Consider the following 14720-nt stretch of genomic DNA (forward strand, 5'->3'; position numbering starts at 1 on the left):
TCGTTGACGAGCAGGGGAGTACTTATGGGCTGGCTGGACCGCGAACGAACCATCGCCCCGCCCGGATTTAACCGGTGGCTCGTACCCCCGGCAGCCCTCGCGGTGCACCTGTGCATCGGCCAGGCCTACGCGACGAGCGTCTACAAGACCGCGCTGGTGAAGCACTTCGGCGCGAGCCTGACCGAGATCGGCGTGATCTTCTCCATCGCGATCGTGATGCTGGGCCTCTCGGCCGCCATCATGGGCACCTGGGTGGACAGGAACGGTCCCCGCAAGGCAATGTTCACCTCCGCCGCGTTCTGGGCGAGCGGCTTCCTGATCGGCTCCCTGGGCATCTTCAGCCACCAGCTCTGGCTCGTCTACCTCGGTTACGGCGTCGTCGGCGGCATTGGCCTGGGGATCGGTTACATCTCCCCGGTCTCCACCCTGATCAAATGGTTCCCGGACCGGCCCGGACTGGCCACAGGCATGGCGATCATGGGGTTCGGCGGTGGCGCCCTGATCGCCAGCCCGGTCTCCACGGCCCTGCTGAAGATGTACGATCCCAACTCCGGGGCCAAGGGCTGGGTGGCCAGTGGCGAATCGGTGGGCAAGCTCTTCCTGACCCTCGCCGTCGTCTATCTGGCCTACATGATGTTCGGCGCGTTCACCATCAAAGTCCCGGCCGAGGGATGGCAACCGGCAGGCTTCGACCCCGCAAAGGTCAAGGCCGCCTCGCTGGTCACCACGGAGAACGTCTCGGCCCGGAATGCGGTCAAGACCAGGCAGTTCTGGCTCGTCTGGATCGCCCTGTTCTGCAATGTCACCGCGGGAATCGGCATCCTTGAACAGGCCGCCCCGATGATCCAGGACTTCTTCCGCCAGCCCGACGGCACGTCCCTGGCCAGCGCCGCGGTGGCCGCCGGCTTCGTGGGGCTCCTCTCGATCGGCAACATGTCCGGCCGCTTTGCCTGGTCCGCCACCTCCGATGTCACCGGCCGCAAGCGCATCTACATGGTCTACCTCGGCGTCGGCGCGCTGCTCTACACCGTGCTGGCGCTGGCCGGCTCGACGTCTACCGTCCTCTACGTGGCCCTCGCGTTCGTCATCATCTCCTTCTACGGCGGCGGGTTCGCGACGGCCCCCGCCTACCTGCGCGACCTCTTCGGCACCTTCCAGGTCGGGGCCATCCACGGCCGGCTCCTGACGGCCTGGTCCGCGGCGGGCGTCGCCGGGCCGCTGATCGTCAATGCTTTCCTGGACGCGCAGGGCAAGCCCGGCGCGCTCAACGCCGCGTCCTACCAGCCCGCCCTGCTGACCATGGTGGGGCTGCTGGTGATCGGCTTCGTGGCGAACCTGCTGGTCTCGCCGGTGGACGCACGATTCCACGAACCACGTCCTGGCCGCGTCCGGTCCGAAGAACCTGCCTTGGAGGGCTGAAATGAGTAGTGCACAGACACCGGTAACACCGTCCACCGGGAAGCTGGTCATCGCCTGGGCGCTTGTCGGCGTGCCGCTCGCCTATGGCGTCTATGAGACCCTCACCCGCGTGGCGGCCCTGTTTGGCTGACACCGTGGTGACAGAAATGTTCGGTGGTCGTCCTAGCGCGGTGAGTGTTCCGTTCACGCGCCCGGAAGCGTTCACCACCCGCCCCACGCTGCAGGGCACCTTCGGGATGAGCGCGTCCACGCATTGGCTTGCGACGGCGGCGGCCCAGTCCGTGTTGGAGCGCGGCGGGAACGCCTTCGACGCCGCGGTGGCGGGAGCGTTTGTACTCCATGTGGTGGAACCGCACCTCAACGGGCCCGGCGGAGACATGACCGGGATCTTCGTCACCGCGGACCGGCCGGAGCAGCCCATAGTCCTGATGGGGCAGGGCCCGGCGCCGGCCGGGGCCACCGTGGAGCACTACCTGGCCGAAGGCCTGGACCTCGTTCCAGGCTCGGGTGCCTTGGCCGCCGCGGTGCCTGCCGCCGTGGACGCCTGGCTCCTGCTGCTCCGCGACCACGGGACGTGGGAGCTGGACGCGGTGCTGGACTTCGCGATCGGCTACGCCCGGGACGGGCACCCGATGCTCGGCCGGGTCGGAACCACCATCGCGGCCGTGTCCGCGCTGTTCGAGGCGCATTGGCCCACGTCGGCTGAGCTGTGGATGCCGGGCGGCCGAATCCCGGTTGAGGGTGAGCTGGTGTGGAACCCGGCCTATGCCCGCACCCTGGAACGGCTCGTGCAGGCCGGAGTTAAGGCATCCACCCGCGAGGCGGGAATTGATGCGGCCCGCCGCGAGTGGCGGGAGGGGTTCGTGGCCCGCGCCATGGTGGATTCGGTTCAGTCCCCGCACCGGCATTCCTCGGGCACGGATCACCGCGGAGTGCTCGCCCTGGACGATCTGGCCGGATTCGAAGCCGGGTATGAGGCCGCCGCCACCGTCGAGTTCCGGGGCCACACGATCGCCAAGACCGGGCCCTGGGGCCAGGGGCCGGCGCTGCTGCAGACCCTGGCCATCCTGTCCGGTTTCGAGGACCGGTTCCTTGATCCGTCCACCGAGATGGGGGCCCACACCATCCTGGAGGCGCAAAAGCTTGCGCTCGCGGACCGGGAGGCGTACTACGGCGACACGGACGTGCCGCTGGACTACCTGCTGTCGGAGGACTACTGTGCCGGCCGCCGGGCCCTGATCACGGAGCGGGCGTCCCACGACTTCCGGCCCGGCACCGTGCCCGGGCGGGAGCCATACAGGCCACCACTGCGCACCGACTACACGCCGCCGGCGCTCGCAGGGGATGCGTCCGCGGCGGGCCTGGGCGTCGGCGAGCCCACCGTGGCGCCGACGGGGGAGACCCGCGGTGATACCTGCCATATCGACGTCGTGGACCGCTGGGGCAACATGGTCTCCGCGACTCCGTCCGGCGGCTGGCTGCAGTCCTCCCCGGCGATCCCGGAGCTGGGTTTCTGCCTGGGCACCCGGTTGCAGATGACCTGGCTGGAGCCCGGCACGCCGTCCACGCTGACGCCCGGCAAACGCCCGCGCACCACGCTGACGCCGACTCTCGTGCTGCGGGACGGCTACGCGGTGGCCGCGCTGGGTTCGCCCGGCGGCGACCAGCAGGACCAGTGGCAGCTGCCGTACCTGCTGCGGACCATCGTGGGCGGGTACTCGCCGCAGCAGGCCATCGACGCGCCGACCTTCCATACGACGTCGATGCCCGGCTCATTCTGGCCGCGCACCTGGGAACCCGGCGGCGCCGTCGTCGAGGACCGGCTCGGGGCGGACGTCATCGAAGGTCTGGAGCGGCGCGGGCATGTGGTCACCCGGGCCGGCGATTGGGCGCTGGGGCGGCTGTCCGCCGTCGTGCGGGATCCCGAGACCGGGGTCCTGCAGGCTGCCGCGAATCCGCGTGGTGCGCAGGGGTACGCGGCGGGCCGGTAGCAGTTGCGGCGCTCACCTGGCGGGTGGGGTGAATGCGTGCGGCTTCGGAGGGGCCGTGGTTTTGCTTCTTCTGTCAGCCGGAAGCCTTGAGCCGGTCCATGAAGCGCAGCGACTCGGCGACGATCTGCTGCTGCGCCTCGTTGCGGCTGATGCCCGCGTCGCCGTCCCCGGGCTGCTCACCGTAGTCACCGAAGAACGCGTGCACGCCGCCCACAACCGTTGCGTAGGTGGTGGTTGGCGGGAGCAGGGACCTCGACGCCGCGATTTTGTCCGGGGTGCTCAGGCCGTCGTTTGAGCCGGAGATGGAGAGCACCGAGAGGCCCTGCGCGTCCGTCATGGTTTCTGCGGGGTACGAAGCAAAGAGCAGCAGCCCGGCGACGTCGTGATTCGACGCCGCGAAGGATGATGCACTCACTCCGCCCAATGAATGGCCACCGACGGCCCAGGAGGCGACTTCGGGATGCCGGTCCATGGCTGCGCGGGCCTGGTTGGTGTCCAACAGGGAGACGCCGAGGGGTACTTTCAGGATGACGACTAGGTGACCCGCGGCCGCGAGCGGCTGCAACAGGTCCTGATAGGCGTGCGCGTCTACCCTGGCGCCGGGGTAGAAGACGAGCCCCGTGGTGGCTGTACCCGCCGGGGCAAGGGTGATCGAAGTGGCGTCTTCTGCAACCCTTGACCCGGCTGGCGCCGTCGCGCTGGATCCATTGGCCGGGACCGTCTTCTCGCGGTCGGGTTGGTGGGGGAACGGGCTGAGCCACATCAGCGCCGCCACCAAACCGAGGACTGTGAGCCTGCCTGCGATCCCGCGGACCAACTGCCAGGTGGAAATATCACCGCTACGCTGCTGTTTGCCGCCGAACAACCAGCGTCTGACCAGAAGCAGCGCCCAAAGGATCCCCAATGCGATGGCGGCCACCAGGAGAGCCGGCAGGGCGGGGTGCCCGCCGAGGACGGCCGGGTTGCTGAGCACCATCCAGAGGGGGATCACTGTCAGGGCGGCGGCCGCGAGAGCGCCGCCCCAGTTCAGGATCGAGGACTTCCAGGAAGCGGGATTGGGCCCTGTGGGGACGGGGCCGGGGGTTTGGGTGGGGTTCGCTGGACGAAAAGGCGGGCCTTCCTTCACGGCTTGATGATATCCCCCGGCAGCGGAACCCTGTGGTGTCCGGGCGGGGGAAAACCCCGTTGCCGGCTCGATCAGAGGCCGCTGCGCCCCACCCACAGCCCATGCAGCAGCGGAAGCACCGACGCGATCATCAGGACATTGCTGAGCACCATGTCATCCGCGCGGACCACGGAGCCGGAAACCAGCAGGGCGCCGAAGATCAGCGCCGATGCCGATCGCTGTGCCGTGCGGTCAAGCCGTCCCAGCTGCCGCTCAAGGCGCGGATTTGCCACCGACAGTGAACCGTCCTCAAGCCGGGTTAGCAGCCCGTCCAGGCGTTTCGGCAGACCCAGCGCCATCCCGGCGGCATCGAGGGCCTGCTGGGCAACGTCCTGCACGATGTTGCCGCGCTCGTCGCGCAGCAGCTGCGCCGCGTAGGGTTCGACCGAGTCCCACAGATTGAACCGGGCGTCCAGCGAGCTGCACACACCCGACGTCAGTGACATCGCCCGGATAATGAGCAGGAAGTTCTCCGGCATCTGGAACGGCAATGAACGGACCACGTCACCGAACTCCACGGCAAAATCACGGAACTCCCGGGGGTCAACCTCGCGAAGCTCGGCGAAGCCCATCCCGCCAAAGCGGGCAAAGAGGTGTGTCATCGCCCGCTCAAGCTCGACCGTGTCGGCCGAGGGCACCAATACCCCCACGTCGCTGATCGCGGACATCAAGCCCTTGCCGTCACGCGAAGCGGCCGCGATGAGCAGTTTCCGCAGACCGCTGCGTGTGCTCGCCGGAACCTCGCCCATCATGCCGAAGTCGATGAAGGTCAGCTTCCAGGGGCGCTCCGTGGATGAATCGGTAACCGGCGTGACAAAGATGTTCCCCGGGTGCGGATCGGCATGAAAAAAGCCGTTCGCAAAAATCTGGTCGAACATGACCGAGGCAAATACAGGGGCAACCTGGGCCGGATCGATGCCCGCCGCCAGCAGTGCCTCCGAGTCCGTGATCTTGATCGCCGTGACGTCTTCCAGGGTGAGAACGCGGCGGGTGCTCCGTTCCCAGACGACGTCGGGCACCTCCACACGGCTGTCGTCGGCGAAATCAGCAGCGAACCGCCCAGAATTCGCGGCCTCATTCAGGTAGTCGATCTCCTCAAGACTGGTCTGCGCAAACTCCTCGACCAGGGCGGGCATGTCGGCACGATCGGACACCAGGCGCACGCGGCTGAGCCATCCGCCCACTTTGCGCAGTGCCGCCAGATCGACGTCGACAATGGCGTTGATGCCCGGCCGCTGCACCTTCACCACCACGCGGTCGAGCCCGGTGTCGGCGGCGTCGCCCGGGCCAAGCCTCGCGCGGTGCGCCTGCCCGAGGGACGCTGCTGCGATCGGTGTCTCCTCGACCGAGGCGAACAACTGCTCCAGCGGCGCACCCAGCTCAGCTTCGGCCAGGGCGCGGATCGCGGAGAACGAAACCGGAGGCACCTCGTCCTGCAGCCCCTCGAGTTCCTTGGTGATCTCGGGCGGCAGGACATCGAGCCTGGAGGACAGGAACTGTCCGACTTTGATCATGAGCCCGCCGAGGTCCACCGCCAGCGCATGGAAGCGCTGCGCGAAGCGCCGCATCCTCTTCGCCCTGGTGCGCTCGGCAATCTTCACCAGCCCGACGCGGGGGAGGAGCAGCTCAAACCACCAGGTAACCGCGAGATGCCATGCGGCGAAGCGCAGGATGCGGCGGTAACGGGCCCGGTAGTCCCGGGCGCCGGGTACCGGAGCTGCCCGGTCCCGGCGAACCGATCTCACCCCCGTCAGCCCTTGGCGAGAATCGCGTACAGCCGGCGGCGTGCTTCATCGAGCACTGCCACGGCTTCCTGCACCTGCTCCGGCGTTCCGGTGCGTCCCACCTGGGCGGCGGCCTGCGCGAGCTCGACGCCTGCCTTGGGCAGCGCCGCGAACCCCGAGCCCGACTCCGGACCAGCCGATTCCCAGGGCGCTGACATGCCGGCACCCGCCATCTCCTCGCGGCCCGCGTCCGTCAGGGAATAAATCTTGCGGCCGTTGGATTCCTCAGCATGGATAAGGCCCTCGTCGGCCAGCAGCTGGAGGGTTGGATAGACGGAGCCAGCGCTGGGCTTCCAAGTGCCGCCGCTGCGCTCCTCGATTTCACGAATAATCTGATAGCCGTGCATCGGCCGCTCAGCGAGCAGTGCCAGCACAGCCGAGCGCACCTCGCCGCGCCCCGCCCTGGAACCCGAGCGCTTCTCGAACCTCGAACGCAACTCCTCTACGGCCTGCCACATGCTGTCTACGTTGCTGCCGCGAAATCCGCCTGCCGGGTAAGAACTGCGCATCATGCTCTCCTCTGGAAAACCGTGAACGATATACAGCGATAGTCAACGATACGCGCGTAAATTTGCGAAGCCAAGAGGGGGCGGCGATCCGCTCACGGGCCTAAAACAGGCCCCTTGCAGCAAATATCAGGGAATGACGCTTCCTGGTGACCCCAGTTGCCCTATCGTGAACCGGCAGCGTCTTTTCCATATGCTTTCCTCGCATGCTGCCAGGCCAGTCCTGCCTGAGTGCCCGAAATAAACCCACCGAACCAGGCGATTCCGGCTGGGCCCAACACCAAACAGAGGACGAGGGACAGCGCCAAAACCAGCATGGCAAGCCATCGCCAGGGCGGCGAGAAACGCAGCAACCACACACCCACGGCCAGACCTGCGAGTAATGCAACGACCTCCTGTGGCACGTGGTCCTGAGGTCCTACCAGCATCACCGCGACCGTGGCGCTCAACAGCACGCCGCTAAGGATCAGGGCATTCCTCACCGGATGCTCAGCGTTTCTTCCCACAACAACCACACTTTCTGGGCTTGTTTTGCTCACCATCCGGGTCTGCTCTGCGGAAGGTCGCCACCGAAGCCGACCGGGCCACCTCCAAAGGCGCCACCGCACAGGCCCGCGGTCTTTGTCTGGTTGAAACTGGCCATGCCGTTCCAGGTCCCGCAAAAGTCGCACCAGAGTCCGCCATCACTCCGGAATCGGAATTCACAGGAACCCGACGTGCACTACCCAGTGAAATATCCACCGTTAGTCAGAATTGATTGGCCCGTCACCACTGGCCAACGCCACAAGCCATGATGATCGCCGGCGCCAGGATGTGGTAGGCGACTCGCGACCCTCTGCCCATATGATGCGCATAAGGTTTCTTCCCAGACCGCCAAAAACCAAAGAGAACAACCAAAATGGGAAGCATTGCGATCTGCATCGGAATCCCATTCCCGCTCCGGTTGTACTTTCCGTCATACGGCATTCGGGTGTCCCATGGAACATTCATAAAAACGAAAATAGCGATCCCGATACAAGCTGCAGCGAGTTGACTCCAGGCGTATGCACCCTTCGGTCCGAGGCATCACCGATCCTCGACCGATATTCAGTCACGAAGCGGCCGCCCATACGGATCCAGCATGCCAAAGCAGACGAGAACCAATTGGGAGGCACGCCCTAGCCGGGAAGATACCCGCCAGAAACCAGAATTGATTGCCCCATGGCCCACTGCCCCAGAATCCCGCCCAGAACGATAGCTGTTCCGAGAGTATATGACACCGCACGAGATGCTTTGTTCATTTCGTGTGAATCAGCTTTTCGCGCCGACCGCCATAGACCTATAATTACAATTGCAATAGGAAGCATGGCAATCTGCATGGGAATCCCTGTGCCAGCTCTATTGTATTTTCCGTCGTAAGGCATTCGAGTGTCCCATGGAACATTTGCGAAAACGAATAGAGCAATGCCGATACAAGCTGCAATGCCAACTGCACAAAGAACATTCATATACTTGGCGGCTTTTCTGCCCAAGAGGAGGTCTTCATCGCTGAGTGCAACCTGCGGCTCATCTTTGCCAGTGCCGGAACTCATTCCATTACTCACCACGGCTTAGCTCCAGTTCCTTGATTTATAAGTTCTCCGCTTACACTTTTCACGCTTTCAACAATAGCTCCAACGTGGGCGCCACCGTAGGCAGCGAACGAATGGGTCATCCAGCCCGGGTTCGGGTTCAGGTCGGAAGCCCCCGGAAAGCGTGAAGTAAGCGAACCCGCAGAGGCATCGAATACCATTTCGGTGAATTGATAGGAATCCCCACTGATCAAACTATCAACAGAGCCGCCAGCCAGAGATCCTCCTCCGCCTACGACGATTTGGACTGCTTTCGACGCTGAACTCGTCAGAGAACCGGTGAGATGACCGCCTTGAGACCCCAAGGCCCCGCTGACGACGCCGTTGGTAAGTGCACCGAGGGCACCCCTTGTTGTCCAGTCTTTCTGGGGATTCGTCACAAAATACATTCCGGTGTTGCCTGCACCCCCGGATATTCCATTGGTGACTGCAGACCTGACCATCTGCTGGCCCGGCAACCCCGACACATAGCTCCCGGCCCCCGAGCTGACGCGGGAAATTCCCGAGGTCACGAAGGATCCGACTCTTGAACTGGCGCTCGACACTGCGGTACCGACCCTACTGGCACCAAATGCGGTCGCCACCCTACCGACCGGCGCCGACGCAGTTAGTGCCTTAGCCGCGAGGGCCGCACCGCCGCCAACAGCACCAGCCGCGCCACCAATAAGGGCATCGCGGCCGACGTGTCCCCAGTCCACTGTTCCAGTCGTGGCCTTCTGCATCCCAATTGACGCACCTGCACTGACCAATGCCCCGGATGCTGCACCGAGGAGGACGAGCCCCACCGGGCCACCCACCCCGGTGCACATCAGCGCAACGCCGGCGGCGACTAATACGGCGGCGGCGATATATTCCTTGTTTTCGTTGATCCAGTTCCCTGCCGCGGCGAACGCTCCTCGGGCGGAGCCGTCGTAGGCCTTCAGCTCGTCATCGGTGAGCGGGCGCAGTCCGGTGGGGTCGGTGGTGTTCAGGGGATTGTTGCCTGCGTAGGCGTAGGGGTTGCCGTCCCATCCCGCACCGAGGACGGGGGAGAGAGGATCGGTGGAGAGGAAACCACGTGTAGCGGGGTCGTACGCACGTGCCCCGAGCCACTCCAGGCCAGCGATGTCCAGGCCGCCGTTGCCGGTCAGGGTGATCCCGGCGGGCAGCACACCGGCAAGCCCGGACACCGCACCCAAACCAGCGGCACCACCACCGGCAGTGCCACCCGGACCCGGGCCAGGGACTGCCGGCGCGCCGAGGACGGCCCAGGGATCGGTCTGGTCGGTGGGCCGGGCGGCGCGCCAGCCCGGCGTTATCCAGGCGTCCGCGATACCGGTGACACCACCTGGCAGCGAAAGGACCTGGTCACCGCCGATGCCGGCGAGGGTGGGGATCGGGTTGGCGGTATCCCACCACAGCTCCGAACCATCGATGGCAGCCAGCTCGCCCAGGGCATCCACCCACAGCTCATGCCGGGAGGTTTCCATGCCGTCGGAAGTGCGGTCGGCAACGCTCTTCAGCTGGCCGCTCTGACCCCACGCGTACTCGGTCCAGGACCCGTCCGGGCGGATCAGCCGGGTACGGCGCCCCAGCCCGTCGTGGACGTACTCCGTCCTAGTGCCGTCAGCATCCGTGACGGCAAGGAGCTGCCCCGCGGCGTCGTACGCATAGGTCCGGGACCCGCCCGGTGCGGATTCCCGGATAAGGCGCCCGCCGGCGTCGTACACCCACTCCGAAACCAAAGCCGGCACCGCAGCCGGAGCGGAAGCCTCCGGGTCTCCATTCCGGGTAGTGGCGGCCGAGACCATCTGCCCGGCCCCGTCGTAGCCGTAGCGGGTCCCGGCACCGGCGCGGGTCAGGGCCGTGATCCGGCCGTCCCCGTCCCGGCCGATCAGGGTGGCATCGGCCGAGAGAGGATCGGCGCGGTCCGTGCGGCTGTGCTCGGACAGGCTCCCGTAGCGGTAGCCCCATTCCTGGACCAGTTCCCCGGCGGTGGCGGAGGTGATACGGCCCGAGGCGTCGTGGGTGAACACGGCCTTCCCGAGCCGTGGGTTGCTGACGGCGGTCACCCGGCCCGCGGCGTCCCGGACGAACGTGGTGGTGGTTCCGTGCGCGTCGGTGAATCCGGTGCGGTTCCCGTCGGCGTCGTACTCCCAGGACATTCCCCGGCTGCCGCGGGTGCGGGAGGTCAGCTGCCCGCGCCGGTCAAACGCCAGCTCGTGCTCCACCGCCAGCCCGTCGGCACCCGTGTAGTCGGTGATGATCATGCGGCGGCGGATCAGGTCACGCTCGACGGCGGCAAGCAGCTTCCCGTCGACCGAGGTGGAGGATTCCCGGCCGGCCGAATCGTAGGTCCAGGTGGTGGTGTGCCCGTCCGGATCGGTCTGGGACAGCTGCCGGCCGGCGGGATCGTAGGTCGCGGTGGTCACCCGGCCGAGCGGGTCGGTGACGGAATCGACCTGGTCCGTGGCCGTGTAGGTCCGGGTGGTCACCCCGCCCAGGGGATCGGTGATCCGGACCAGCCGGCCGCGGAGGTCGTACTCGAACCGGGTCCGTCCGCCGACGCCGTTGACGGTTTCGGTCAGTTCCCCGGCGGTGTTGTATTTGAACCGGCGGGTGCCGTACCAGGGGTCCTGGGAGAAGGTCAGCCGCCCGGCCTTGTCGTAGCCGTACCGGGACACGCCCTGGCCGGGGGAGCGGCGGGACAGGAGCCGCCCGCAACGGTCGTACCCGAACGTCTCCACCTCACCCGTGGGCAGGGTCCGGGCGGTGACGCGCTGGTCCGCGTCGTAGGCCAGTTCCGTGACCGCACCAAGCGGGTCCGTGGTTTTCCAGGGCCGCCCGCAGCCGTCGTACTCATACCTGGTGACGGCGCCGTTAGGGGAGGTGATCGAGGTGATCTTCCCGGCCACGTCCCGGCCCAGGACCGTCAGGCCGCCTTCGCCATCGACGAGCTCCACCGGATTGCCCGCGGCGTCATAGGAGACCAGCTCCGCGGAGCCGTCCCCAGACTCAACCCGGGTGGGGCGCCCGTACTCATCGAAGCTGAACGTTGAGGACGCGAACGCATCCGTCAGGGTCGCCGTCCCGGCCTTGCGGTCCGCGGTCGCGTCTGTGCGGACCCCGGTGGGGTCGACGACGGCGGTCAGGGCGCCGATCTTGTCGTACTCCCGCACCCAGTTGTGACCAGCGGGGTCCGTGATCCCGACCAGCCGGGACAGCGTGTCATGGACAAAGCCCCAGCGGGCGCCGTCGGGCAGTACCGCGCCGGTGACGTTGCCCAGCTCATCGAACACCCGCTCGATGGCCCGGCCCAATGGATCGATTGTCCGGACCAGTTCACCGTTGGCGGCGTATTCGAGTTCGGTCCGCCCGCCGTCCGGGGCGACGAACGCCGTCGTCCGCCCCGCGTGGTCGTGCTCGAAGGTCCAGACCGCGCCGTCCGGGTCTTCACGCCGCACCAGAACGCCCGCAGCGTCATAGCTGCACTGGGTCTCCGCCCCGGACGGGCTGAGCGCCGCAACCGGGCGGCCCGCATGGTCACGGACGATCCGAGCGACGTCCCCTGCAGCATTCCGGGTCGCGACCAGGTCCCCGAACTCGTCGTACTCAAAGTCGACCGCCACCCCGGCCGGGTCCACCACCCGGGCCAGCTGCCCGTTCTGCCACTCCAGCTCGGTGCGCCCGCCCAGCGGGTCCAGGATCACCGAGGGGTCCCGCGACACCTCGTCGGCATACTCATACGAGACGACAGACCCGGACTCCGTCACCAGGGTGGTGATGCGGTCCTGCTCATCCCAGCCGTAGGTGAGGTCCGCGCCTTCCGGGGTAACGGTCCGGATCTTCCGGCCCCGCCCGTCGTAGGCATTGACCGTGACGGTCCCGTCGCGCTCCGTGAAGGAAACCAGGTTTCCGTGGCCGTCATAAGCCATGGACTGCCGCTGGTCGTGAGAATCGAGCACGCCGACCAGGCGGCCCTTCGCATCGGCGATCCACGAGTTCGACCGGGTACCGTCCTCATCCGAAACGACCGTGACCCGGCCCGGCAGATACGCAAACCTGGTCCGGCGCCCATGCTGCGTGACCTGCAGGACCACCCTGCCGTGTTCGTCGTAGGTGTTCTCCGCCTCGAGAACACCCGCGGCCGAGACCACGGCTTCGATCAGGCCCTGCTCATTCCACCGGTATGTGCGCGCCCCCAGTTCGGTAGCGACACGCGTCAGCCTGCCAGCGGCGTCGTACGCGTACTCGACCCGGCGCCCGTCCGAGGCCCGCACAACGGCAACGAGCCCGTCCGCGTACTCGACGTCAAGGAAACGTCCCCGCACGTGTGCCAGCCGCGTCACCAGTCCGGCACTGCCGGCGCCTGTGCCGTCGCCCGGCCTTTCCCGGACTACCGACACCGTCCGCCCGGGCCCTGACCCGGCACCGAGCCACACGCCGGCGAGGCTGTAAGCCCACCAGGCACCCTGATTGTCCCGGACCACCAGGGCCTCGGACGTACCGTCCGGCAGGGAGCTTAACTCCCTGAGGTCAGCCGCGGTCACAGGTTCTGCGGTGAGCCAGTAATTCTCGCCCACCCCGCGGCCCCAGCCGGCGCCCTCTCGGGGGAAATCGACCGCCCGTCCGTCGGCCATCACCCACCGGCAGCCCTCATCCGAGACCGTGAGGTACTGATCCAGAACCGAGGCCCACCCCGGACCGAACACCCCGGGCATCTCCAAACCCGACGCCAGCGAGTTGTACATCCGGGATAAGAACAGATTCGAGGAAACCCCGGCGAAACCCAGATCTGACTCTGGCTCGATGAAGTTTCCGGTCGCGGTGTTCACGGGATCATTCGCGTACCCGCTGGTGGCCATCGCGCCCGCCGCCGTCGGCGGATCGATCACCAGCCCGGACCGGTTCGCGCTCACGCCTGCCGCTGCCAACGCCTCATTCACGGCCGCGTCCGAGAGAGTCGAGATGTTTCCCTCGCCCCCGGCGGCCGCAAACGCGTCCGCGACCGTTACCGCCCACTTCGCGTCGTTCTCGTTGGCCCTCAAATACTCCCGGTAAGCAGCGAGCACCCCTGAAGCATCAAGCGATCCCCAGTAGCAACTGGACCCGAACGAGGCAATGTGATCTTCCAAGGTGCCGGGAGCCGACGACAATCCGTCATCCAGGCCGCGGGAGTTCGCCGCGAAGGACCGCAGAAGAGCCGGACGCGCCGAGGACGTCCCGCCCCCGTACCCGCCGCCGGGTGCCGGGGTATTCCGCGATCCCGTCCTGGCATCGGCCGGGGCGAATGTCGGAGCCTTCCCCGGTGCCGCGTTCGGCCGTTCTTCCTCACCGAACAAAAAATCACCGGCCTGCTCGAGCAGATTCCGGTCATTGTGCCGCCGGACCCACTCGTTGTTTCTGTCGCGCCGGGCGTCCTCCTCATGCCCGGCGTCGATCATTTGCCCTACGTAGCCGGCCACCGTACGCAACGCCGACACCAGCGCGTTCGCATCATTCCTCGCCGTGGCAGCGTTGGCCTCGAAAACCTCCGAGAAGTGCCCCTTGAAGTCTTCCTTCGCCGAGGCGACGTGCGATGCCCGCGAGCCCGACTGCTCCTCAAGCCTTGACGCCGCCGACTCGAACGCCGACCTCACCGACCCGGCCACGGCGTAACTGAACCGCCCACCATCAGAAGCATCCGAAGCCGGCAACAGCGGCATCTCAACGAACTCGGTCACAACCAAAGCCCCCCACAGAACAAGAACCGGAACAGAAAGACAAACCACCAAACCGTGCATCGGCCGGGTGACCGTACCACTCACCAGAGCGGCGCCGTCACCCGGCCTTCACGCAAGCAAATACAGACTCAGGCGCCGCCGCCGGCGGAGAAGATGTCCTGCGAGATCTTCTGCAACTGCCCCCGCAACTGCTCCAGCTCCTCCCGGGCCTTATCCAGAGCAGCCTTCGTCTCCGGCCAGGTCGAACCACGGAACTGCGCAGCCAAAGGACCATCCCAAACGTTCGGATCCGACAAAACCCTTCCCTGCGCATCCAGCGCCGAGATCTGATCCGTGAAACCACCGTTAATGATCGACTGCACCTGCCCAATGGCAGCCTTGGCTTGCTCAGTAGACAACACACGCGACATAGAAATTCCTCCCAAGAGACAACCGCTTCTCCGCCGGACACAGCACCGCCGGCGACCGGACGGTGCCGACGCTACCAACACCAGCCAATAAATCCAACAAAAAGAAAAACTAGGGGGACCGGACATGACAACC

At 66.3% G+C, this 14720-nt stretch carries 10 protein-coding genes; 3 read left to right on the plus strand and 7 right to left on the minus strand.

Features of this window, described 5'->3' with window-relative positions:
- Positions 1-24 precede the first annotated feature (24 nt).
- Genes ABH915_RS05355 through ABH915_RS05365 form a run of 3 tightly spaced genes read left to right on the plus strand, consistent with a single transcriptional unit; the run spans position 25 to position 3410 of the window.
- On the plus strand, positions 25-1419 hold the full coding sequence (locus tag ABH915_RS05355; protein WP_370118590.1) for an OFA family MFS transporter: 1395 nt from the start codon (positions 25-27) through the stop codon (positions 1417-1419).
- A gap of 1 nt (position 1420) precedes the next feature.
- Positions 1421-1549 carry a hypothetical protein gene (locus ABH915_RS05360; protein ID WP_269210556.1) on the plus strand — a complete coding sequence of 43 codons (129 nt, stop codon included), beginning with the start codon at positions 1421-1423 and terminating at the stop codon, positions 1547-1549.
- A gap of 16 nt (positions 1550-1565) precedes the next feature.
- Positions 1566-3410: a gamma-glutamyltransferase family protein gene (locus ABH915_RS05365; protein WP_370124943.1), complete on the plus strand. Its 1845-nt coding sequence runs from the start codon at positions 1566-1568 to the stop codon at positions 3408-3410.
- 73 nt (positions 3411-3483) lie between these two features.
- On the opposite strand, the gene ABH915_RS05370 is transcribed toward ABH915_RS05365, so the two are convergent.
- The 7 genes from ABH915_RS05370 to ABH915_RS05400 form a co-directional block, all read right to left on the minus strand.
- Positions 3484-4536 carry an alpha/beta hydrolase gene (locus tag ABH915_RS05370; RefSeq protein WP_370118594.1) on the minus strand — a complete coding sequence of 351 codons (1053 nt, stop codon included), beginning with the start codon at positions 4534-4536 and terminating at the stop codon, positions 3484-3486.
- A gap of 71 nt (positions 4537-4607) precedes the next feature.
- A complete protein-coding gene (locus ABH915_RS05375; protein ID WP_370118597.1) occupies positions 4608-6320 on the minus strand; it encodes an ABC1 kinase family protein in 1713 nt (570 codons plus the stop codon).
- Positions 6321-6325: 5 nt separating this feature from the next.
- The gene (locus tag ABH915_RS05380) at positions 6326-6868 is read right to left on the minus strand and encodes a PadR family transcriptional regulator (RefSeq protein WP_370124944.1); all 543 of its coding nucleotides are present in this window, start codon (positions 6866-6868) and stop codon (positions 6326-6328) included.
- Between the two features lie 161 nt (positions 6869-7029).
- A complete protein-coding gene (locus ABH915_RS05385) occupies positions 7030-7407 on the minus strand; it encodes a hypothetical protein (protein WP_370118600.1) in 378 nt (125 codons plus the stop codon).
- A 615-nt stretch (positions 7408-8022) separates the two neighbouring features.
- Positions 8023-8451, minus strand: a complete 429-nt coding sequence (locus ABH915_RS05390; protein WP_370118602.1) for a hypothetical protein — start codon at positions 8449-8451, stop codon at positions 8023-8025.
- Positions 8445-14177, minus strand: a complete 5733-nt coding sequence (locus ABH915_RS05395; protein WP_370118605.1) for a DUF6531 domain-containing protein — start codon at positions 14175-14177, stop codon at positions 8445-8447. The genes ABH915_RS05390 and ABH915_RS05395 overlap by 7 nt, the downstream gene beginning before the upstream one ends.
- A 128-nt stretch (positions 14178-14305) precedes the next feature.
- Positions 14306-14587 carry a hypothetical protein gene (locus ABH915_RS05400; protein ID WP_018775865.1) on the minus strand — a complete coding sequence of 94 codons (282 nt, stop codon included), beginning with the start codon at positions 14585-14587 and terminating at the stop codon, positions 14306-14308.
- Positions 14588-14720: the final 133 nt, after the last annotated feature.

The sequence above is a fragment of the Arthrobacter sp. MW3 TE3886 genome (assembly GCF_041262145.1).
Lineage (GTDB): Bacteria > Actinomycetota > Actinomycetes > Actinomycetales > Micrococcaceae > Arthrobacter.